The sequence below is a fragment of the Streptomyces sp. NPDC096013 genome, from assembly GCF_044763565.1.
GTDB lineage: Bacteria > Actinomycetota > Actinomycetes > Streptomycetales > Streptomycetaceae > Streptomyces.
In genome coordinates this window covers 89,525-109,992 of record NZ_JBIWGK010000006.1, presented here as the reverse complement: position 1 = coordinate 109,992, position 20,468 = coordinate 89,525, and the positions used below count along the sequence as shown (strand labels likewise).

Below are 20,468 nucleotides of genomic sequence, written 5' to 3'. Positions count from 1 at the left end.
CGCAGTTCCTCGCGCCCCTGGGGGGGGGGGGGGGGTGGGGCTTCGGGCGACCTGGGGGGTGGTCCCCTAGGGGCGCGGGGAACTGCGCGACCAGCCCCCCACGGACCCGCACCCGGCATCTCTAGGGCAGGGCGACGAGTAGTTGTTTGTCTGTTACTACGGCCAGGGACAGGGTGCGGTAGCCGACCGACTCGAACAGGATGGTGATCTTGCCGTCGCCCTCGCTCATGACTTCGCCCTGGCCCCACTGGTCGTGCCGGACACGGACGCCCGGCAGATAGGCGTGGTCGGGTGCGTCGGGCTCGGCCGTGCGGACCGCGCCCGCCGTGGTGGTCGGGCGGGCACCGGTCCGGGGCCACCGGCGTTGCCGTGCGGTCGCCTTGCCGGGCCGGCCGGTGTCCCCGGCCCGCTCGCGCCCCGGCCCGCTCGCAGGCGCGGTCACCGGACCCGTGCAGTTGTCGCATCCCCCGCACGGGACGGGGCCGGAGTCGCCGAAGTATCCGAGCAGGAAACGTCGTCGACAGTCGGTCGCCTCGGCGTATCCGCGCATCATGTCGACCCGGGACCGTTCGAGCTTGACGTGTGTCGCGTGGACGTCGAGGGCGCTCCGCACCACGGCGTCGACATCGTCATCCGTGCCGACGTAGCGGCTGCCGTCCCGTCCGGTACGGACGGCCCCGGTCTCCTCCAGCAGGTTCAGCACGGCGGACAGTGCCGTCGCCCCGAGTTCGCACTCGGCCCGCAGCCGGGTCGCGCTCACCGCGGCCCCCTCGCCGCGCAGGTGTTCGGCGACGCGGCGCAGCGCCTCGGCGTCGGGAGCGCCGGTGGCGAAGAAGCGTTGCAGGCCCAGGTCCTGCGGGCGGTAGGCGAGGATCGCCCTGGCCGGTGCCCCGTCGCGGCCGGCCCGGCCGATCTCCTGGTAGTAGGCGTCGAGCGAGCCGGGGACGGACGCGTGCAGCACGAACCGTACGTCCGCCTTGTCGATGCCCATCCCGAACGCCGAGGTGGCCACGACCACGTCGAGTTCACCGGAGCTGAACCGGTCCTGGGCCGCCCGGCGTTCGGCGGCGGAGAGGCCCGCGTGGTAGCTCGCGGCGGCCAGTCCGAGGTCGCTCAACTGCTCGGCGTAGCTGTCGGCCGCCTTGCGCGTCCCCGCGTACAGGATTCCCGGCTTCTCCTCCACGGCCGCCCGCTCCACGACGAACCGCTCCTTTGCGGCGGCGTCCTGGAAGGACGACACCTCCAGGCGGATGTTGGGACGGTCGAAGCCGGCGACTATCTCCACCGGGTCGTGCATGCCGAGGCGTTCGGCGATGTCCCGCCGTACCGGGGCGGCCGCGTTCGCGGTCAGGGCGAGCACCGGCGGGTTGCCGAGCCGTTCGCGCGCGTGGCGCAGCCGTAGGTAGTCCGGCCGGAAGTCGTGCCCCCAGGACGACACGCAGTGCGCCTCGTCCACCACCAGCAGCCGGGGCCGGACGGCGGCGAGCCGGTCCGTGACGTCCGGTTTGGCGAGCTGCTCGGGAGCGAGGAAGACCACGTCGACCGAGGAGGCGCTGATGCGGGCCCAGGCCGTCTCGTTGTCGCTCTTGCGCTGCGCGGAGTTGACGGCGGCGGTACGCAGCGCGCCGGAGCCGAGCAGACTCTGCATCTGGTCCCGCTGAAGCGCGATCAGCGGCGAGACGACCACGACCGGACCGCCGAGCAGGACCGCGGGCACCTGGTACACGGCGGACTTGCCCGCGCCGGTCGGCATGACGGCGAGTACGTCACGCCCCTTCATCACGGCCTTCATCGCGCTCAGTTGGGCCGGGCGCAGGTGCTGCCAGCCGAAGACTCGTCGGGCTGTGCCGCGCAGACGACGGGCCGTGAGTGCGAACATGGCTCTCCTTGAAAGGGGGCGTCCAACCGCCGTGTGTCTGGCGGCTACCCCGGTTCGCCGCGATATCGCCTCACGCGTTGCGGTCGCCCGTGCTGACGCCGTGGCCGCGGGCGGGAGCGGCGGCGGAGAGCGGTTCGCCGGTGCGCGGGTGGCGGGCGGTGAGGCCACGTCAGCGTGTTGCGGCGACGGTGCCGTCACCTCCGTAGAGCGGCACATCGAAGCGGGTCGAGGCACGTTCGAAGGCACGGTGCTCAGTGGCGAGGCGTTCGGTGAAGTCCGGCTGCGCGGTCGCGCCGAAGCCGACGGCGGGGTGCGTTCCGTCCAGCAAGGGGTGGACCGTGTCGCAGAACTCGTCCGGGTCGGCCCCGTGGTTCGGGCCGGGTCCGGCGAGCTGGGTGGCCACGGCCGGCGGGATCAGTTCCACCACTCGGCACGGGGTGTCCCGGAGCGCGTGGCGCAGGTTCACGGTGTAGCTGTGCACGGCTGCCTTGGCCGCGCTGTAGAGCGGTGCGAAGGGCTGGGGCAGGAAGGCGCCGCCGGATGTGACGTTGACGTACACGCTCGGGCGGCCGTGCTCCAGAAGCTGCGGCACGAGGAGCCGGGAGAGGTGGACCGGCCCGGCGAGCAGGATGTCGATCTCGTGCTGGACCTCGGTCCACGGCGCGTCGTCCTCGGCGATCCCCACGCGCCGCTGGATTCCGGCGTTGCTGATCACGATGTCGAGATCGGGCATGAACTGCCGTGTGTGGGCGGCCAGTTCCTCGCGCCCCTCGGGCCTGGCGATGTCGTTGACCAGAGTTTCCAGGCCGGGCAGCTCCTCGGCGGCAGCGGCCAGCTTGCGAGGGCTGCGACCGGTGACCAGGACACGGTGTCCGGCCCCGAGGTAGCGCCTGGCCAGGCCGAGGCCGATTCCGGAACTGCCGCCGGTGATCAGGACGTTGTGGACGATCTCCGCCGCTTCCTCTCCAGTTCCCGCTTCTGTTCCCGCTTCTGTTCTCTCTGTCGTTCTCTCTGCTGTTTCCATGTAAACAGCATGCCTCCTGCGTGTTTACATGGCAACCCGCATGTACGGTGAGCACATGACCACACCCCTCGATGACGCCGAGATGGCGCAGTGGGTCGCCTGGAAGCGGGCCAACGACGCCGTCAGCGCCGCCGTGGCGTCCGAGATCCACAGCGCTTCCGGCCTGTCCGTGCCGGACTTCTCGGTCCTGTCGAGAGTGATCGAGAACGGCGGCGGCCGTATGCCGCAGCAGGAGCTGGGGCTCATGCTCGACTGGCAGCGGGCCCGGCTGTCACGTCAGCTCTCCCGCATGGAAGAGCGGGGTCTGCTGGCCCGGGAGGACGGGCCGGGCGGACGCCGCGTCATCACCGCCACCGACGCCGGCCGCAGCACCCTGGCCGCCGCCCGGCCCGCTCACGCGCGCGCGGTCCGGCGGGCACTGCTGTCCCAGGCCACAGCGAACGGGGAGGCCTTCTGGACCGCTGTCCACGCCATCGCCGACGGGGCTTGAGCGGGGAGAGCCGGGCCATGCCCTCCTCGCGGGACTCGGGCCGTTCGGCCTGGAGGTGGGCCTTGATCAGTGGGCGAACTCGGGCCGTGCGGCCTGGAGTTGGGCCCTGATCAGCGGGCGATCGAGATCGCGAAGGGCGCGAATCCGCTGGATCGGATGACATGCGGTACGAAGAGGATCGCGCCCTCGGTGGCCCGCGCCGTCTCGATCCCGCCGAGGTCGGTGATCCACTCCTGCCGCCATCCGAGGTCCACGAGAAGCGCGCGGACGACCTGCTTGGCCTCCGGGTCCGCGCCGGAGAGGAACGCGGTGGGCGGCTGGGCGAGCGAGGAGGGCTCGGTCATCACCGTGTGGAGCATCGTGTTGAGCGTCTTGACGACGAGCGTTTCGGGCAACGCCTCCTGAAGCTGCTCCGCGAGGCTCGAACCGGGGTACAGCAGGTCGGCGGGCAGTCCGTCCGGTCCGTCGACGGTGGCGTTGGAGACATCCACGAGGATCTTGCCCCGCAGTTCCGTGCGCAGCGCGGCGAGGCGCTCCAGCGAGCCCGCGCCCGGGGTGGCGTTGATGACGATGTGCGCCGTCCGTACGGCGTCCGCGGTGGCGTCCGGGGAGCGGGGCGCCACGGTCACGTCGTGTCCGGCCCGGGTGAGGGCGGTGGCCAGGCCGCTGCCGACGCGGCCGCCGCCGAGAATGGTGATGTCACTCATGTCGATCCGTTCCTTCTGTTTCTCGGTCGTTCCTCGGTTGTTCCTCGGTGCCGGAGGGGCTCAGCGGGAGAGCGTGGCGACCGCGTCGGCGTGCACGTCGGGTGCGGCGGCCAGGAAACTCTCGCTCTCCGGAGTCCAGGGGCGGCCCTCGACGTCGGAGATCCGCCCGCCGGCCTCGGTGACGAGCAGGACCCCGGGAAGCAGGTCCGCGCGGGCTCCGGCGAACTGCCAGAAGGCCTCGATCCGGCCGGCGGCCACGTTCAGCAGATGCAGGGTGGCGGGCACGGATGTCCGCACCACGAGGGCGTCGACGAGCATCTCGGTGATCGAGGCCCCGACCCGCCGTACGACCTTCTCGTCCTCGTCGGGCCTGGCCTGGCTCGTGGCCACGATGCTCAGCCCGAGTTCCGGGGTCCGGGACACGTGCAGTGCCCGGCCGTCGAGGTGGGCGCCGGCGCCCGTGAGCGCGGTGTACGTCTCGCCGGTCATCGGCAGGTGGACCACGGTGAGCACCGGCTGGTTGTCGCGTACGAGGGTCGCGGTCACCGCCCAGTCCGACAGGCCGTGCAGATGGTTGACGTTGCCTTCGGCCGGGTCCACCACCCACCATTCGCCGGCCGGGAGAGCGCCGCCGTCCAACTCCTCCTCCACCCAGCGGGCGTCCGGGCGCAGGGTCGTGAGGCGGGGGCGCAGGATGTCGAGGACCGCGTCGTCGTTGGCGGCGAGCGCGTGCATCAGCTCGTCGAAGGTCCGGTAGGGGACCACGTCCCCGAAGCGGTCCCGCAGCGCCGCACCCGCCGTACGTACGGCGATCTCGGTCTGGGCGAGCAGGTCGGCGTCGGAGGTGGTGGCGCGGTCCTGGATCGATTCGGACATGGCGGTGCTCCTGTCTGAGCTGCGGGGATCGAGGTCGACCGGGCGAGAACCTGGTGCGTTCCCGCCCGCAGTTCGAAGGTAGGAGAGGCCATCGTTAACATCAAGTGCATGTAAAGCACGGCTAGGATTACTCTCATGCAACTGGATCTGAACCTGCTCGCCGCGCTCGACGCGCTGCTGGAGGAAGGCAGCGTGGCCGGTGCGGCTGACCGCCTGCACGTCACCGCCCCCGCGATGAGCCGCAGCCTCGGCCGGATCCGGCGTACGACGGGGGACCAGATCCTGGTGCGCACCGGACGCACGATGACCCCGACGCCGTACGCGATCGCCGTGCGGGAGCAGGTGCACGATCTGCTTCAGCAGGTCCGGGGGGTGCTGGCGCCGAGCCGTGAACTCGACCTCGCGACGCTCGAACGCACCTTCACGCTCCGCTGGCACGACGCGCTGGTCGCCCTCGGCGGGCCCGCGCTGCTGGCCGCCGTGCGCGAGCAGGCACCCGGTGTGCGGTTGCGCTTCATCGCGGAATCGAGCGTCGACACACCGGAGTTGCGGCGCGGCGAGGTCGACCTCGCCTCGGACGCCGGGCGACCGACCGCGCCCGAGATCCACGCCGAACGAGTGGCCGAGACCCGGCAGGTCGTCGTCGTACGGCGGGGGCATCCGCTCACCCGCGTCGAGGCCGTCACCGCCGCGCGGTACGCCGCGGCGGATCACATCAGCGTCTCGCGGCGCGGCAGGCTCGCGAACGTCCTCGACGACGCCCTCGCGCGCCTCGGTCTCGCGCGACGTGTGGTGGTCACCGCGCCCACGGAAAGCGCCGCGTTCGAGTTCGCGCGGGGCTCCGACCTCGTCATCACGGCGCCCGAGGCCACGACGCGTTCGGCCGTCGCGGACCTCGGCCTGGTCCTGCTCCCCCTCCCGCTCGACCTCCCGCCGGCCCCGGTGTACCTCTCCTGGCACCAGCGCTACGACACCGACCCCGCCCACATCTGGCTACGCTCCCTGGCCCGAACCGCCCTGACCGACGCGGCGAGCACCCTCGACCACAGCGCCGATCCCGTCCCCTAGGGATGCCGGGTGCGGGTCCGTGGGTGGCTGGTCGCGCAGTTCCCCGCGCCCTAGACGAATGAGTCCGATGTGTTTAGTGATCGAATGCGACCAGCGACCGCATGGCGGGGGCGCCGGTCTTGTGGTTTCGCCAGATCGCGGCGGCCATCGCGAGGACTCGCTGAGCGACGCGGACGTCGACGCCCTCGAAGGTGCGTCCGCCGTGCTGTTCGAGGTCCAGCTGCCCTTTGAGGGTGTCGTTCACAGACTTGATCAGCTGCCGCACCGGCTTCAGGAGAGGCTCCCCCTTGTGTTTCTTCTCCCGCTTGAACGACGGCCGCAGCAGTTCGATCCCGCGCATGGCCAGGTCGTTCTCGAATTCATTGGAGGCGAAGCCTTTGTCGGCGATCAGCAGCAGGCCGGGCCGACTGGCGATCAGGTCCTCCTCGACATCGAGCATGGCCTGGAGTACCTCTCGCTCGTCCAGCTTCGGATTCGCCAGCGCCCACAGGATCGGCATTCCGGTCGGCGTGCAGACCAGGTACAGCCGTAGGCCCCAGAAGAAGCGGGAGTGGGAGGCGCAGTAGCCGTATCCGGCCCAGCCAGCCATTTCCGACCGATTCGCCGTCGACCGCGAACGCCCGCACTCCACGGGGGTGGAGTCCACGATCCAGTGGTTGTCGAACCAGAAGTCCGTGTCCGCCGCCAGCGTCCGTATCGCCTTCTTGACCATTGGCAATGCGGCCCGCAGTCGCTTGTTGTACCCGGACTGCTGCGGCAGATACGGGAACATCGAAGCCAGGTGTGCGTGTGCGTACCGCAGCCAGCGTGCCTCGGAGGTGAAGCCGAGCAGGGCCTGTGCCACCGCCAGGCAGATGAGTTCAGAGTCCGTCAGCCGTGGCGGCCTGCCCATCCATCGGTCGGTCCCCTGCTCGTCATCGATCTTCACATACAGTGCGGTCAGCAAGGTATCCAAGTTCTCGTTCGCCACACAACGATCTTGGCCATCCTCTTCTCGCTCCTGAACGTCAACCGAGGTTGGATTCTCGGGCGGGGAAGAAGTCGGCGCTCTGGACGTACTCCATGGCCTTGGTGAACTCCGGGTCGGCGATGCGGTGTTCCATTTCCTGCGGGCTCAGATCCTCCACACGGGTCTGGATCCAGTACAGGTTGCCCAGCGGATCGCGTACCCGCCCGACCCGGTCTCCGAAGAACAGATGGGTGACCTCGGTGACCGAGGTGCCGCCGGCCGCAACGGCCTGTTGGTGCACGGCGTCGGCGTCCTCGACGTAAAGGCGGAGAAAGCCAGGGGTCGGCGGCCACTCCGGCCGCGCGTCGAACATCATCACCACTGAGTCGCCGATCCGTACCTCCGCATGCTCGATGGCCCCGTCCTTGCCCGCAAGGCACGCGAGCTCCTCCGCGCCGAAGGCCCTCTTCATGTAGTCGATGAGCTGCACCGTGTCGCGCGAGATGATCCATGGCGTCACGGTGCTGTAGCCCTGGGGAACCGGCTTGACGGACATCTGACTGCCTCCTGGGGTGCGTGCGAGTGCCTCAACGCGGCGATGACGCTAACTCCCATCTAGGTCAGTTCCGGTCCTAAATACCACTCCGCAGGCCGTCCCGCCTGGCCACGCCCCCGCTGCGGGACCGGGAAGCCATCGATGGGCGGCCGGAAGGAACCCGCGGGACGAGCCCGCCAGACATGGGACTCATTCGTCTAGGGGGCCACCCCCCAGGTCGCCCCAAGCCCCACCCCCCAGGGGCGCGGGGAACTGCGCGACGAGCCCCCACCGAACCCGCACCCGAAAACCGCAAGGAAGCCAGCCCCTCAAACCCCGCGGAGCGTCACCCCCCAGGGGCGCGGGGAACTGCGCGACCGGCCCCCACCGAACCCGCACCCGCAAAACCGCCGGAGGCCACCGCGTCGGCAGACCGTCCCCGCCCGGCAAATCCCGTCGCCGGAACCAACCCACCACTGCTACGGTCCCCGCATGAAGCGCGCCAAGCCGTTCCCGTCCGTCTGGACGACGACGCCGGACCCTGTCCCGGCGTGCTGACCACTGACTCATGTCGAAGCCCCGGGGCGAGTGCCCCGGGGCTTCGACGTCGCCGGATTCCTCGCCCCGCCAGCCGCAGAGCGAGGAACCCCGCCATGCATGACCACCGCCGCCTGGGCCGTGAACTCGGCCTCTTCGACACCGATCCCCTGATGGGCGCGGGACTGCCGTACTGGCTTCCCGACGGTGCGCTCGTCCGGCATGAACTGGAGGAGTACGTAAGGGAGTTGGAGCGGGCCGCCGGTTACCGCCACGTGTACTCGCCCGTTCTCGGAAAACGCGAGCTGTACGAGATCTCCGGCCACTGGTCCCACTACAGCGACGACATGTTCCCGCCGATGAAGCTCGGGGCAGAGGACGTCGTACTGCGGCCCAGCCTCTGCCCCCACCACGCCCTCATCTACCGCTCCCGCTCCCACAGTTACCGTGAACTACCCCTCCGTATCGCCGAGTTGGGCGCGATGTACCGCTCCGAACTCTCCGGCGTCCTCGGCGGCCTCACCCGCGTCCGGGCCATCCAGCTCAACGACGCCCACATCTTCTGCACCCTGGACCAAGTCGTCGAGGAAGCCCGCGAAGCCCTCGCCCTCATCACCCGCGCCTACGTCGACCTCGGCATCCGCGCCTCCCGCCACCGTCTGTCCCTGCCGGGCGAGGGCGGCAAGTACGTCGCGGATCAAGCCCTTTGGCGCCGGGCCACCGCGTTGCTGCGCGAGGTCCTCGACGAATCCGGCATCGCGTACGAGTCCGCCGAGGGCGAGGCCGCCTTCTACGGCCCGAAGATCGACGTCCAGATCACCGACGCGGCCGGCCGCGAGGCCACCCTCTCCACCGTCCAGATCGACTTCCACCAGCCCGAACGCTTCGACCTGCACTACATCGGCGCCGACGGCGGAAAACACCGGCCGGTCATGGTGCACCGCAGCGTCATCGGGAGCGTGGAACGGGCCGTGGCCCACCTCGTGGAGGAACACGGCGGCGCGTTCCCGGCCTGGCTCGCCCCCGTGCAGCTGGCCGTCCTGCCGGTGTCGGAGGCGCAGGCGGGCCCGGCCCACGAGCTGCTCCGTCGGGCCCGGCAGAGCGGGCTCCGCGCGGAGGTGGCCGCTCCCGGCGACGGCAGCCTCGGCGCCCGTGTCCGGGCCGCCCGCCTCACCCCGTACCAGGCGGTGATCGGCGAACGGGAGGCCGCCGACGGCCTGGTCGCCGTACGGCTGCGGGACGGGCGGCGGATCGGGCCGCTGGCGCCCGCCGAACTGCTGCACCACATCGGCGCCCGGGTCGAGGCGCGCGGCACCGCGCTGTGGGCGGATGCGTAAGGTCACCCTTGAACGGCCCTGACTGCTCTGACTGCTCTGACTGCCTTGATGCGCCGAAACGCCGAACCGTCCCAGAGAGGAGCCTGACGTGACCGGTCAGCCCATTCCCGTGATCATCGACTGCGACACGGGGGTCGACGACGCCCTCGCGCTGCTGTTCGCCGTCCGGCACCCGGGCCTCGACCTGCGCGCGGTCACGTGCGTCGCCGGGAACACGGACGTCGACCAGGTCGTACGGAACACGCTGATCGTCCTCGACCACGCGGGCGCCGGTGACATCCCCGTCGCCCGCGGCGCGGCCCGCCCGCTGATCGAACCGGCGCGCTCGGCCGCCCACGTCCACGGCCAGGACGGCATGGGCGACATGGGGCTGCCGGACTCCACCCGCACGCCCGTCGACGTGGACGCGGTGACCCTGCTGCGCCGCGAGATCCTCGCCTCGCCGCGCCCGGTCACGCTCATCCCCACCGCTCCCCTGACCAACATCGCGCTGCTCCTGCGCACGTTTCCCGAGGTCACCCGCAACATCGAGCGGATCGTGTTCATGGGCGGCGCGGTCGCGGTCGGGAACGCCACGCCGGTCGCGGAGTTCAACGTCTGGCACGACCCCGAGGCCGCCGCGATCCTGCTCACCGCCGGGGTCCCGATCACGATGTACGGCCTGGACGTCTTCGAGCGGGTCCAGGTCCAGGCCGCCGACATCCAGCGGCTGCGGGAGAGCCCGGAGCCCCGGCTGAAGCTCGCGGGCGCCCTCCTCGCCCACCGCGACCCGGCCGTCACCGCCGGCCCCACCCCCACCGGCGGCCTCGGCGACGCGGGCGCGGTCTGCGCGGTCGCCGACCCGGGCGGCCTCACCACCCGCCTCCTCCCCGTCGAGGTCTCCCTCGCCCCGGGACCGTCCCGCGGCCAGACCATCGTCGACCGGCGCGCGCGTCACGGCGAGTCCGAGATCCACGACGGCCTGCGCGAACAGGCCCTGGTGGACGTCGGGTTGGACGTGGATGTGGAGCGGTACGTGAAGCTGTGGCTGGAGACAGTCGCCGGGTAGCGGCCGGGTCGGGGATGCGCTCCTAGGGGTGCATCCCCGACCCGCGTGCGGGCGGCTCGGGGAATCCTGCGAGCCACCCGCCGTGGACGACCGTGCCGCTACGAGTGCGAAGCCCGCCGACGCCGCGTCGCGACCACGATCGCCGCGCCGCCCGCCAGCAGCACCGCCGCCCCGCCGACCAGCGGACCGGTGTTGCTGCCGCCGCCCGTCTCGGCGAGGTCACCGCCGCCACCGCCGTTGGGGGAGGGCGCCGCGGCCGGGGCGCTGCTGGAGCCGGAGGCGGCCGGGGTCGGGGTGGACTCCGGGGTCGACTCGGACGCGCTCGGGGTCGGGGTCGAGGACTCGGAGGCGGGCGGGGTGGACTCCGGGGCCGACGGGGGGACCGACGCGGGGGCCGAGGGGGACGGGGACTCCTTGGTCGTGCAGTCCTTCGTGCCGCCGTTCCAGGCCGCGATCAGCTTGTCCTTGATGACCGTGTGGTCGGGGCCCTTGGGCAGGTCGCCGTGGACGAGACCGTCACCGGCGGCGGGGTTGCCGTCGAACTTCACCGCGCCGCGGTAGAGGTCGATCTGCGCGAAGCAGCCCTCGTCCGGCACCGAGATGTCCAGCGAGTCCGTCTGGCCCTTCTTCACGGTCGCCGTGTCGAAGTCGACGAAGACCTGCTGTCCGGAGGTGGCGAAGGTCGGGCCGTGCGCGGTGTACGAGGCGAGCGAGGCGGTGCAGGTGGAGGCGTCGCCGGCGGTGCGGACCTTGATGTGGATCTTGCCGTCGTCGGTGGGCTTCAGGTTCTGGTCGTCGACCTTCACCGAGGGGAAGAAGTCGGTCCCGTTCAGCGAGAACTGGCAGCCCTCCGTCTCGGTGACCGTGCCGGCGCCGGACCCCGGCCGGTAGTGGCCGGAGCCCCAGCCGTCACCGCCGGCGCCATGGGCCCAGGCCCCGGACGCCGCGCCGACGGAGGCGGCGGTGAGGGCGAGGGAGGCGGCGCCCGTCCCCAACAGACGGCGCACGGTGACACGACTGGCTATGGACATACTGATCCCATCTGGCGATGCGAGGTGTGGAGGGTGGTGGAGCACGCAGGCGGAGAGGCGAAGAAGCTCAGTGACACCGGGCTCATCGGTCACATGCGCCACAGCGTGTGCACATCGTGGGTCTACCGGAAGTTGACTGTCAACTTCCGCAAGCGCAGCGGGAATTCATAAGGAGACCACGTGACCGACCTGTCCTCCCGTGACCCGAACTGGTGGCGTCAAGCCGTCGTCTACCAGGTCTATCCGCGCAGTTTCGCCGACGCCGACGGCGACGGACTCGGGGACCTCAAGGGCATCACCCAGCGCCTCGGCCACCTCGCCGCGCTCGGCGTCGACGCGCTCTGGCTCAGCCCGTTCTACCCGTCCGAACTCGCCGACGGCGGCTACGACGTCGCCGACTACCGCGACGTCGACCCGCGCCTCGGCACGCTCGACGACTTCGACGCGATGGTCGCCGAAGCCCACCGGCTCGGCCTGAAGGTCATGGTCGACATCGTGCCCAACCACACCTCGCGGCAGCACAGTTGGTTCCAGGAGGCGCTGGCCGCCCCGCCCGGCTCCGCCGCCCGCGGACGCTATGTCTTCCGGGACGGCCGCGGCGAGCACGGTGAACTCCCGCCCACCGACTGGCCGTCGGTGTTCGGCGGCAGCGCGTGGCGTCAAGTCCCGGACGGGCAGTGGTACTTGCACCTCTTCACCCCCGAACAGCCCGACCTGGACTGGGACAACGAGGAGGTCAGGGAGGACTTCCGCACCACTCTGCGCTTCTGGTCCGACCGGGGCGTCGACGGTTTTCGCGTCGACGTCGCCCACGCCCTCGCCAAGGACCTCACCGAGCCGCTCCGCGACATCGGCCCCATCGCGGCGAACTCGGAGGACGTCCTCGACTCCATCCCGCCCGGCAGCCACCCGTACTACGACCGCGACGAGGTCCACGCGATCTACCGCGACTGGCGGCGGACGGTCCTCGACGCCTACACCCCGCCCCGCATGGCGGTCGCCGAGGCCTGGGTACCGGCCGCCCGCCGCGCCCTCTACGCCCGCCCGGACGAACTCGGCCAGGCCTTCAACTTCGAGTACCTGGAGGCCGGCTGGGACGCGGAGCAGCTGCGTGAGGTGATCACCGGCTCGCTCGCCACGGCCCGCGCGGCAGGCGCCTCGGCCACCTGGGTGCTCTCCAACCACGACGTCGTACGGCACGCCTCGCGCCTGATGCTCCCGCCGGGCACCGACCCGAACACCTGGCTGCTCTCCAACGGCCGCACGCCATCGGTCGACCCGGCGGCGGGCCTGCGCCGCGCCCGGGCCGCGACCCTGCTCATGCTGGCGCTGCCCGGTTCGTCGTACGTCTACCAGGGCGAGGAACTCGGTCTGCCCGAGGTCGCCGACCTGCCCGTCGAGGTCCTCCAGGACCCCATCTGGGAACAGCAGGGCCACACCCACAAGGGGCGCGACGGCTGCCGGGTCCCCCTGCCGTGGACCACGGCGGGGCCGTCGTACGGCTTCGGGGCGGGGCCCGCGTGGCTGCCGCAGCCGGCGAGTTTCGCGGCGTACTCCGTCGAGGCGCAGGACGGGACCGAGGGCTCGACCCTGGAGCTGTACCGCACCGCGCTGCGACTGCGCCGCAAGTTGCTCGACGGGGAGGCGCTGACCTGGGCCGACAGTCCGCCCGGGGTGCTGCACTTCGCCCGCTCCGACGGCTGGCGCTGTGTCACCAACCTGTCGGACGTGCCGGTCGCCCTGCCGCCGGGGGAACTGCTGCTGAGCAGTGAACCGGCGGCGGGGGAGCGGCGGTTGGCGCCGGACACGACGGTGTGGCTCGGGGTGTAGGGAGTTCACCCCACGGTCGGTGTCTGGCTCGGGTTGCCCGCACTGGCCGTGGGGGACTCGCCCGGCAGAAGCGGCGGCTGGGTGGTGCTGTTCACCGGCGGGGTGAGCACGACCTCCGGCTGGCCGGCCGGCGGGGGAGGCGGGGTCAGGTCCGTGGCGGGCAGCTTCGGCGGGGTCGTCTCCTGGAAGAGGACCTGGCTGAAGTTGACCAGGCCGGTCTCCTCCATCACCGTGATGTGGTCCAGGACCGTCGCGTTGGCCTGGTTGGCGAGGATGCGCACGAGGGTGTTCTCCGTCGTGGAGCGGATCTTCGCGATGGTGTTGAAGATCGAACCGTGCGTCACGCGCAGGATGTTGGCGAAGTCCGTGTCGAACTGCTTGCCGCTGTCGCCGTTCAGGGTGTTGATGAACCCCTGCTGCTGCGGGCTGGGCTGGTTCGGGATGGTGATGTTGAGCATGGGGGCGATCTTGCGGCAGCTGGCGTCCAGCGCCGCGTGGCCGTCGATCAGGTGTTTGCTCGCGGTGATGACCGCCGGGCTCGCCCCCTTCTTCAGGCCCATCTGGCCGACGGGGTACTCCCACAGCCCTGCCGCTCGCACCTTGACCACGAAGTCGCGGTCGGCCTCGGTCAGCGGCCCCCACTGCGTGTTGGCGATCACGCGTGAGGGCGCGCTGGAGACCGTGTTGACGCCCAGCATTGCCGGATAGGCGAGTGCGACGAGGGTCAGGCTGAGGGCACCTCCCACAACCATGGTTCCCGTCGCGTTCCGCGAAAAGCGCACCGTACCTCCTGTGTCGTGGACCGCCCGTCGGCGGTACGGACAGTCAGGGATACGGATCGGGGAAGCACGCGAAGTCTTTGGTTTTGGTAAAGCCGGAGTGGGGCGCGTCACAAGTGACGGGTTGGTCCTCCGGTTCGCGCGCGGGTTCGGGGGTGGCGGACCGGAACCGGTCGCCACCCGCCGTACCCGCCTGCAACGGCGCCCGGCGTTCGCTGCCGGGCCGGGTCACATGTGCTGGCCGGGCTCGTAGCCGCCGGCCGGCATCGTCAGCATGACGTTCATGCGGTTGAAGCTGTTGATGAGGGCGATCAGCGTGACGAGCGCCATTAGCTGCTCCTCGTCGTAGTGCTTGGCCGCGTTCGCCCACACGTCGTCCGGCACCCCGCCCGCCGCGTCGGCGATCCGGGTGCCCTCCTCGGTCAGCTCCAGCGCGGCCCGCTCGGCGTCGGTGAACACGGTGGCCTCGCGCCAGACGGCGACCAGGTTGATGCGCAGCGACGTCTCACCGGCCGCGGCGGCGTCCTTGGTGTGCATGTCGGTGCAGAACCCGCAGCCGTTGATCTGGCTCGCCCGGATCTTCACCAGTTCCTGGGTGGTGGCGGGCAGTGGCGAGTCCTCGACGACCTTGCCTGCCGCGACGAAGTGCTTCAGGGCCTTCCCGGCGACGGGGCTGGCGAAGGCGTTCAAACGAGCACCCATGATGGGCTCCTCTGTTCTGTCGTGTGTACTGCCGTGATCGATGCCTGCACAGCACTGACGGAACGACTCCTCCCGAATGTGACAGCGGCGTTCTGTGACCTGGATCTCGCCGCGCGGCCCCGCCGTGCCCCGGTGGTCAACTCCCCTTCGTTGACGGAATGTTGACCCGTGTATGGCACAGCATTGGTGAACCCCGGCTATACGTTCGGCCCCATGCCACCACTCCCCCCACACCCCCAGCGGGGACGGCAGCAGGCCCCCCTGCCCGTCCTCCCGTACCGCAAGCCCACCAAGGGCCGTGACTACTGGGTGCTGAACGACGTGCTCCCGGACGTGGACGCCGTCCGGAAGCGGTGTCTCGCGAAGGACGACTGGGTCAAGGGGTATCCGTACACGTCGGAGACCTGGCCGGGGCTGCGGACGATGCCCGGGCTCGAACCGTCCGAGATGGGGCGGATCGAGCGGCTGGTCAGGCAGGCGACCGGGGCCAAGGAACTCTGGGTGCAGCAGGCGCCCGGCGGCGGCACCCTCAACCACAACTGCGTCCAGGTCGTCGGGAAGGGCGAGAGCGAACCCCGCCCGCACACCGACTCCCGCTCCCTGTGCCGGTACGCCGCCGTCCTGTACCTCAACCCGTCCGTGCCGAAGGACTGCGGCACCAGCTTCTACCGCCAGCACCTCCCCGGCGGACGCCTCGGCGGCAACGTCGTGCAGGCCCCGCACAACAACCTCGTCGAGGCCCTGGGCACCCGCTTCGTCGCCCCGGACGCCTTCGAGGAGGACGTCCGCGTGCCCCACCGCTACAACAGCCTGCTGCTCTACCACGCCAACCTCGTGCACAGCGCGACCGGCTACCACGGCAGCACGCTGGAGGAGAAGCGCATGACGGCGGTCTTCTTCTGGATGGCCTGACCGCGTCCGGAGGGGACCGACCGGCGTATGCCTACGTTCGCCGCCGGCCCCGGCGCTCGGTCAGCGCCGCCCCGAACACCAGCCCCACCGCGATGGCCGTGCCGATCGTGACCAGTTTCAGCAGGTCACGGAAGCCCTCGATGACGTGGCCGCCCGCCAGCGTCGTCAGGCCGCGCATGCCCAGGGAGCCGACGGTCAGGGTGAAGAAGCCGGGCAGCAGCAGGACCAGGCGGGGCGGGCGGTGCTCGGCGCGGGCCAGCAGGGTGGCCGCCGCCGCCAGCACCGCCGCCGCGACGAACGTGCCGCCGACCTCCCCCACCAGCTTGGTGAACAGCGACTGCACGCCGACGGTGACGTAGACCAGCAGGAGCAGCGGCCAGAACAGGCGGAGCGGGACCGCGAAGGCGAGGACCGTGCCGAAGGTGAACACGATCCAGCCGAGGAACAGCGCCCAGCGCGCCATGTCGGAGTCGGCCGTGATGTCCCAGAGCGCGTGGGTGGAGGTGCCGGTGGCGAACACGCCCAGCATCACGCCCAGGTACAGCTGCACCAGCAGGAACACGGCGTAGACGAGCCGGATCGCGCCGGTGGTGATGAGTCCCGCGGCCAACTCGGCGGTGGCGGCGCTCAGATAGTCGCCGGGGACGAAGAAGAAGAGGGCGGGCAGCATCAGCAACACCGGTCCGCCGTGCGAGGGTTCGCGGGCGAACACCTCAAGTGCCACGACGGACACGGTCGTCGAGACGACGAGCGGCAACACCTTCTCCAGGCGCGGAAGCCGGTCGGCCGCGATCGCCAGCACGGCGGCGATGGAGGCCAGTACGGCCGTCGACCCCACCTCGTACCAGGTGGGCTGCATCAGCGGCGCGAAGCCGAGCGCGAACAGGACGATGCCGAGCAGCTTCAGCGGCCAGGGGTAGGGGGCGGGCGCGTGCTCGATGCGGGTCAGCCGCCGGTCGGCCTCCAGGACGCCGAGGCGGCCTTCCCGCACGTCCGTGAGCAGGGGTTTCAGTGCGGTGACCTGGTCGAGCCGGAACACCTCCGGGAACCCGCGCACGGTCACGGTCCGGGTCCCGCCCCCGGCGGTGACCGTGAGCGCCGCCGCGTCCGGCACCAGCAGCAGGGACGCCTCCCCGCCGAGCGACCGGGCCGCCGAGCGCACCGAGTCCTCGATCAACTCGGCGCCCTCACCACTGGACCGCAGCAGCAACCGGGTCAACCGGGCCAGGAACAGGGTGAGTTCGTCGAGCGAGGCGGCTGTGCGCGGATGCTCCACGACCGCCTCCCTCGCGTATCCCGCGGATACCGAGACCACGGTCCCGACCAGCCTGGACGCTCCCCGCCGCACCGGCACCCCGGGCGCCCGCACCTCACCCGGACGGCCCACCCGACCTGCGTCCGCCGCGACCACCGCAGAGCCTGGCCACACCACCCGGAAGTCATCCCCAGGGAGGGCCTGTGGCCTCGATGGACGTCCCCGCCGACCTGCCGAAACCGGTGCCTTCGGCACGCACGGCGGCGAGAACGCGGCCCGCGCCCACGCTGACCTGGGTCACCCTCGCGCTCATGACGACCTCGTCCGTCGCCAGCCTGCGGGCCGCCCCGACGATGGCCGTGTACGGCCTGGCCTGCGTGTTCCTGTACCTCGTCCCGGCGATCGTGTTCCTGCTGCCGACCGCGCTGGTCTCGGCGGAACTCGCCTCCGGCTGGAGCGGCGGCGTCTACCGCTGGGTCAGCGAGGGGCTGTCGAAACCGCTCGGATTCCTCGCCGTGTGGTGCCAGTTCGCGATGACGATCTTCTACTACCCGAGCCTGCTCGCCTTCGTCGCGAGCACCATCTCGTACGTCATCGACCCGGCCCTCGCCTCGAACGGCCTCTACACCGCGATCGTCATCATGGTCCTGTACTGGACCGGCGTGTGGGTGTCCTCGCGTGGCACCAAAGCCCTCGCGGGGCTGTCCAGTTGGGGCCTGATCATCGGAACGCTCGTACCGGGCACGATCCTTGTCGTCCTCGGCATGGTCTTCCTCGCCCAGGGCAACCCGTCGGCCGCCCCGATGACGTCGAGCCACCTGCTGCCCGAGTGGACGGGCCTCGCGAGCCTCGTCCTCATCGTCAACAACTTCCTCTCCTACTCCGGCATGGAGATGAACGCCGTCCACGTCTCCTCGCTGAAGGACCCGGCGAAGGAGTACCCCAAGTCGATGTTCCTGGCGATGGGGCTGGTGCTGCTCATCTTCATCCTCCCCGCCCTGGCGATCAGCTGGGTCGTGCCGTCGAACCAGACGAGCCTCACCGCCGGTGTGATGCAGGCGTTCAACGCGTTCTTCTCGTACTTCCACATCGGCTGGATGACCCCCATCGCCGCCGTGATGCTGGTCTCCGCCTCGCTGGGCGGCATGCTCACCTGGCTGGCCGGACCGTCCAAGGGCCTGCTGGAGATCTCCCGCAGCGAGGGCTATCTCCCGCCGTTCCTCCAGAAGCTGAACAAGTTCGGGGTGCAGCAGAACATCCTCGTCACCCAGGGCATCGTGACCACCGTCATCGCCCTCGGCTACGCGCTGCTCCCCAACGTCTCCAACGTGTACTGGATCTTCTCGACCATCACCACGCAGGTGTACCTGATCGTCTACCTGCTGATGTTCGTCGCGGCCATGCGCCTGCGGAAGACCCAGCCCGACCATCCGCGCGGCTACCGAGTCCCCGCGCTCCATCTCCTGTGCACGGTCGGCCTGTTGGCGTCGATCGCCGCCCTCGCGATCGGTTTCGTCCCGCCCTCGCAGTTCGGCGGCGGCAGCATCTGGGCGTACATCGGCATCATCGGCGGCGGGCTCGTCATCCTCGGGCTGCTGATCCCGTGGGCGTTCCTCACCTTCCGCAAACCGGGCTGGCGCACAGAGGCGCCCACGGAGGACGCGACGGCCGGTGGTGCCGCATGAGCCCCACCAAGTTCGCCTCCGAGCACCGGTGGATCTACGTCGGCGCGGTCGTCCTGCTGGTCGCGCTCGCCGTCGTCGGCGTCATCCAGTACAACAGCGTGAAAACCACCAACAGGGCCACGGAGAAGGCGAACCAGCTCACCGACGCGGCGGTGGCGGCCGGCTATCCCCGGCCCGACACCAAGACGATCGCCCGCGCGCTCGGCACCGACGGCGGGATCGTCTGCAAGAGCCCCGGCAGCGCCCTGAAGTCGGCCCTGTGGAAGATCAACGTCTCCAACGGCGCCGCGTTCGTCGGCCAGCGCCCGGTCATCGGCGACACGGCCGCGCTGCGCGCCGAGATCAAGATCCTGGAGATCTACTGCCCCGACAAGCTGCACAAGATCCAGGACAAGGTCGACGACCTGAAGACCGACAACACGGTGAGGCAGTGACCACGATGACCGAACTCGCTTCCCGTATCGCCGCGTTGATGCCCCGCGCCCAGGCCGACCTGACCGAACTCGTCGCGATCCCGTCCGTTGCCGACCCCCGCCAGTACCCGCCCGAGGAGTGCCACAAGGCCGCCCAGTGGGTCGCCGACGCCTTCACCGAGGCGGGCCTGCGCGATGTGCACCTCGCGGAGACCCCGGACGGCAGCCACGCCGTCATCGGCCACCGCCCGCCCCCGCCCGGCGCCCCCACCGTCCTGCTCTACTGCCACTACGACGTCCAGCCCCCGCTCGACGACAAGGCCTGGACGACCCCGCCCTTCACGCTCACCGAGCGCGACGGCCGCTGGTACGGACGCGGCACCGCCGACTGCAAGGGCAACATCGTCATGCACCTCACCGCCCTGCGCGCACTCGGCGAGGACCTCCCGGTCGGGGTGAAGTTCGTCGCCGAGGGCTCGGAGGAACAGGGCACGGGCGGACTTGAGCAGTACGTCGCCCAGCACCCGGAGAAGTTCCTCGCCGACGCCCTGCTGGTGTGCGACACCGGCAACGCGGCGGTCGGCGTCGGCACCGCGACCACGACCCTGCGCGGCCTCGCCAACGTCGTCGTCACGGTCGACACCCTTGAGGGCGAGGTCCATTCGGGCATGTTCGGCGGCCCGGCCCCGGACGCGCTCGCCGCGCTGATCCAGCTCCTCGCCTCGCTCCGCGACCCGGAGACCGGCGCCACGATGATCAACGGCCTTGACTGCGAGGGCACGTGGGACGGCGTCGGCTACGACGAGCAGCAGTTCCGCACGGACGCGGGCGTCCTGGACGGCGTCCACCTGACCGGCACCGGAACCGTCGCCGACCGCCTCTGGTCCCGCCCCGCCGTCACCGTCCTCGGCATCGACTGCCCGCCGGTGGTCGGCTCGGCGGCGGCCGTACCGGCGACCGCCCGCGCCCGCGTCAGCCTGCGCGTCCCGCCCGGCACGGACCCGGGAGCGGCCCGCGAGGCCCTCACCAGGCACCTGAAGGGCGCGGCTCCCTGGGGCGCGAAGGTCACCGTCGAGACGGAGGGCACCGGCTCCCCGTTCCGCGCCGCCACCGACGGCCCGGCGTACACCGCGCTCGGCACCGCGATGAAGGAGGTCTACGGCAAACCCCTCGCCTACCTCGGTCAGGGCGGCTCCATCCCGCTGTGCAACGTCCTCGCCGAGACCTACCCCCGCGCCGAGATCATCCTCATGGGCGTCGAGGAACCGCGCTGCCTCATCCACGCCCCGAACGAGAGCGTCGACCCGACCGAGATCGAGCACATGGCGCACGTGGAGGCGCTGTTCCTACGGGAGTTCGCGAAGGTCCGGCCGCACTGAAGGGCCCCGGCAGTCACGGGTGTCGGCGTCGG

Annotated in this window: 19 protein-coding genes; 9 read left to right on the top strand and 10 right to left on the bottom strand. The window is 70.8% G+C overall.

All coding sequences use genetic code 11. The annotated features are described in order from the left end of the window. Positions 1–121 precede the first annotated feature (121 nt). Positions 122–1,879: a RecQ family ATP-dependent DNA helicase gene (locus ACIRB1_RS21310; protein WP_403466583.1), complete on the bottom strand. Its 1,758-nt coding sequence runs from the start codon at positions 1,877–1,879 to the stop codon at positions 122–124. 169 nt (positions 1,880–2,048) lie between these two features. After that, entirely contained in the window at positions 2,049–2,903 is an 855-nt protein-coding gene (locus ACIRB1_RS21305) for an SDR family NAD(P)-dependent oxidoreductase (protein WP_352179992.1), read from the bottom strand. Between the two features lie 55 nt (positions 2,904–2,958). On the opposite strand from ACIRB1_RS21305, the gene ACIRB1_RS21300 reads away from it, so the two are divergent. After that, on the top strand, positions 2,959–3,393 hold the full coding sequence (locus ACIRB1_RS21300) for a MarR family transcriptional regulator (protein ID WP_352179993.1): 435 nt from the start codon (positions 2,959–2,961) through the stop codon (positions 3,391–3,393). 110 nt (positions 3,394–3,503) lie between these two features. Here ACIRB1_RS21300 and ACIRB1_RS21295 read toward each other — a convergent pair whose 3' ends face one another. Together ACIRB1_RS21295 and ACIRB1_RS21290 are read right to left on the bottom strand one after the other, a co-directional pair. After that, positions 3,504–4,100 (bottom strand): NADPH-dependent F420 reductase, encoded by a 597-nt coding sequence (locus ACIRB1_RS21295; protein ID WP_403466582.1) that lies wholly within the window; start codon positions 4,098–4,100, stop codon positions 3,504–3,506. A 60-nt stretch (positions 4,101–4,160) separates the two neighbouring features. Further along, the gene (locus ACIRB1_RS21290) at positions 4,161–4,976 is read right to left on the bottom strand and encodes a 3'(2'),5'-bisphosphate nucleotidase CysQ (RefSeq protein ID WP_352179995.1); all 816 of its coding nucleotides are present in this window, start codon (positions 4,974–4,976) and stop codon (positions 4,161–4,163) included. Between the two features lie 135 nt (positions 4,977–5,111). Between ACIRB1_RS21290 and ACIRB1_RS21285 the strand changes: the two genes are divergently transcribed. Continuing rightward, positions 5,112–6,044: a LysR family transcriptional regulator gene (locus ACIRB1_RS21285; protein ID WP_403466581.1), complete on the top strand. Its 933-nt coding sequence runs from the start codon at positions 5,112–5,114 to the stop codon at positions 6,042–6,044. A gap of 73 nt (positions 6,045–6,117) precedes the next feature. Here the strand turns inward: ACIRB1_RS21285 and ACIRB1_RS21280 are convergent, their stop codons facing one another. Both ACIRB1_RS21280 and ACIRB1_RS21275 read right to left on the bottom strand, forming a co-directional pair. Beyond that, entirely contained in the window at positions 6,118–6,987 is an 870-nt protein-coding gene (locus ACIRB1_RS21280; protein ID WP_403466828.1) for an IS982 family transposase, read from the bottom strand. A gap of 64 nt (positions 6,988–7,051) precedes the next feature. Continuing rightward, positions 7,052–7,549: a VOC family protein gene (locus ACIRB1_RS21275; protein ID WP_403466580.1), complete on the bottom strand. Its 498-nt coding sequence runs from the start codon at positions 7,547–7,549 to the stop codon at positions 7,052–7,054. Positions 7,550–8,142: 593 nt separating this feature from the next. Here ACIRB1_RS21275 and thrS point away from each other — a divergent pair. Beyond that, positions 8,143–9,402, top strand: coding sequence for a threonine--tRNA ligase (gene thrS / locus ACIRB1_RS21270; protein ID WP_403466827.1), 1,260 nt, complete (start codon positions 8,143–8,145; stop codon positions 9,400–9,402). A gap of 88 nt (positions 9,403–9,490) precedes the next feature. Next, positions 9,491–10,450, top strand: a complete 960-nt coding sequence (locus ACIRB1_RS21265; RefSeq protein ID WP_403466579.1) for a nucleoside hydrolase — start codon at positions 9,491–9,493, stop codon at positions 10,448–10,450. A 98-nt stretch (positions 10,451–10,548) separates the two neighbouring features. Here ACIRB1_RS21265 and ACIRB1_RS21260 read toward each other — a convergent pair whose 3' ends face one another. Beyond that, positions 10,549–11,481, bottom strand: coding sequence for an LAETG motif-containing sortase-dependent surface protein (locus ACIRB1_RS21260; RefSeq protein ID WP_403466578.1), 933 nt, complete (start codon positions 11,479–11,481; stop codon positions 10,549–10,551). A gap of 180 nt (positions 11,482–11,661) precedes the next feature. Between ACIRB1_RS21260 and ACIRB1_RS21255 the strand changes: the two genes are divergently transcribed. Further along, positions 11,662–13,311, top strand: a complete 1,650-nt coding sequence (locus tag ACIRB1_RS21255) for a glycoside hydrolase family 13 protein (RefSeq protein WP_352180000.1) — start codon at positions 11,662–11,664, stop codon at positions 13,309–13,311. A gap of 5 nt (positions 13,312–13,316) precedes the next feature. Here ACIRB1_RS21255 and ACIRB1_RS21250 read toward each other — a convergent pair whose 3' ends face one another. Continuing rightward, the gene (locus tag ACIRB1_RS21250; protein ID WP_352180108.1) at positions 13,317–14,057 is read right to left on the bottom strand and encodes a DUF4142 domain-containing protein; all 741 of its coding nucleotides are present in this window, start codon (positions 14,055–14,057) and stop codon (positions 13,317–13,319) included. A 261-nt stretch (positions 14,058–14,318) separates the two neighbouring features. Then, positions 14,319–14,792: a carboxymuconolactone decarboxylase family protein gene (locus ACIRB1_RS21245; RefSeq protein WP_403466576.1), complete on the bottom strand. Its 474-nt coding sequence runs from the start codon at positions 14,790–14,792 to the stop codon at positions 14,319–14,321. A 213-nt stretch (positions 14,793–15,005) separates the two neighbouring features. On the opposite strand from ACIRB1_RS21245, the gene ACIRB1_RS21240 reads away from it, so the two are divergent. Then, entirely contained in the window at positions 15,006–15,704 is a 699-nt protein-coding gene (locus ACIRB1_RS21240) for a DUF6445 family protein (protein ID WP_403466575.1), read from the top strand. Between the two features lie 31 nt (positions 15,705–15,735). On the opposite strand, the gene ACIRB1_RS21235 is transcribed toward ACIRB1_RS21240, so the two are convergent. Then, complete coding sequence (locus tag ACIRB1_RS21235) at positions 15,736–16,980, bottom strand: threonine/serine exporter family protein (RefSeq protein ID WP_403466574.1); 1,245 nt, start codon at positions 16,978–16,980, stop codon at positions 15,736–15,738. 182 nt (positions 16,981–17,162) lie between these two features. On the opposite strand from ACIRB1_RS21235, the gene ACIRB1_RS21230 reads away from it, so the two are divergent. From ACIRB1_RS21230 to ACIRB1_RS21220, 3 genes are read left to right on the top strand one after another with little or no spacing between them, the layout of a single operon-like run. Further along, positions 17,163–18,644 carry an APC family permease gene (locus tag ACIRB1_RS21230; RefSeq protein ID WP_403466573.1) on the top strand — a complete coding sequence of 494 codons (1,482 nt, stop codon included), beginning with the start codon at positions 17,163–17,165 and terminating at the stop codon, positions 18,642–18,644. Continuing rightward, positions 18,641–19,078: a hypothetical protein gene (locus ACIRB1_RS21225; protein ID WP_403466572.1), complete on the top strand. Its 438-nt coding sequence runs from the start codon at positions 18,641–18,643 to the stop codon at positions 19,076–19,078. The genes ACIRB1_RS21230 and ACIRB1_RS21225 overlap by 4 nt, the downstream gene beginning before the upstream one ends. Positions 19,079–19,083: 5 nt before the next feature. Next, on the top strand, positions 19,084–20,436 hold the full coding sequence (locus tag ACIRB1_RS21220) for a dipeptidase (RefSeq protein ID WP_403466826.1): 1,353 nt from the start codon (positions 19,084–19,086) through the stop codon (positions 20,434–20,436). Positions 20,437–20,468: the final 32 nt, after the last annotated feature.

Coding starts and splice junctions, on each gene's coding strand:
- ACIRB1_RS21300 (WP_352179993.1), top strand. CDS start 2,959: ATGACCACACCCCTCGATGACGCCGAGATGGCGCAGTGGGTCGCCTGG.
- ACIRB1_RS21245 (WP_403466576.1), bottom strand. CDS start 14,792: ATGGGTGCTCGTTTGAACGCCTTCGCCAGCCCCGTCGCCGGGAAGGCC.
- ACIRB1_RS21275 (WP_403466580.1), bottom strand. CDS start 7,549: ATGTCCGTCAAGCCGGTTCCCCAGGGCTACAGCACCGTGACGCCATGG.
- ACIRB1_RS21240 (WP_403466575.1), top strand. CDS start 15,006: ATGCCACCACTCCCCCCACACCCCCAGCGGGGACGGCAGCAGGCCCCC.
- ACIRB1_RS21225 (WP_403466572.1), top strand. CDS start 18,641: ATGAGCCCCACCAAGTTCGCCTCCGAGCACCGGTGGATCTACGTCGGC.
- ACIRB1_RS21290 (WP_352179995.1), bottom strand. CDS start 4,976: ATGTCCGAATCGATCCAGGACCGCGCCACCACCTCCGACGCCGACCTG.
- ACIRB1_RS21295 (WP_403466582.1), bottom strand. CDS start 4,100: ATGAGTGACATCACCATTCTCGGCGGCGGCCGCGTCGGCAGCGGCCTG.
- ACIRB1_RS21310 (WP_403466583.1), bottom strand. CDS start 1,879: ATGTTCGCACTCACGGCCCGTCGTCTGCGCGGCACAGCCCGACGAGTC.
- ACIRB1_RS21220 (WP_403466826.1), top strand. CDS start 19,084: ATGACCGAACTCGCTTCCCGTATCGCCGCGTTGATGCCCCGCGCCCAG.
- ACIRB1_RS21285 (WP_403466581.1), top strand. CDS start 5,112: ATGCAACTGGATCTGAACCTGCTCGCCGCGCTCGACGCGCTGCTGGAG.
- ACIRB1_RS21260 (WP_403466578.1), bottom strand. CDS start 11,481: ATGTCCATAGCCAGTCGTGTCACCGTGCGCCGTCTGTTGGGGACGGGC.
- ACIRB1_RS21305 (WP_352179992.1), bottom strand. CDS start 2,903: ATGGAAACAGCAGAGAGAACGACAGAGAGAACAGAAGCGGGAACAGAA.